General features: G+C 59.9%; 1 pseudogene. It reads left to right on the forward strand.

From position 1 onward, the window contains the following. A pseudogene (locus ACLJNW_RS25420) lies at positions 1-214 on the forward strand (erythrose-4-phosphate dehydrogenase); the annotation flags it as partial. Positions 215-269 lie beyond the last annotated feature (55 nt).

Below are 269 nucleotides of genomic sequence, written 5' to 3' on the forward strand. Positions count from 1 at the left end.
GGCTTATACCGAGCTGCCGCACGCCAGTTGCGATTTCAACCACGACCCCCATTCGGCCATCGTCGATGGCAGCCAGACCCGCGTTTCCGGGCCTCGCCTGGTCAACTTGCTGGCCTGGTTCGACAACGAATGGGGATTCGCCAACCGTATGCTCGACGTCGCCGGACACTACCTGCGCGCCGCCGTGCCTGATCAACAAGTACCCAAGGACTGATTGTCATGACCGTGTTGAAGATGACTGACCTCGACCTCAAAGGTAAGCGCGTGCT

It is taken from the genome of Salmonella sp. SAL4457, assembly GCF_046548235.1.
In the GTDB taxonomy this organism is placed as follows: Bacteria; Pseudomonadota; Gammaproteobacteria; order Enterobacterales; family Enterobacteriaceae; genus Salmonella; species Salmonella enterica.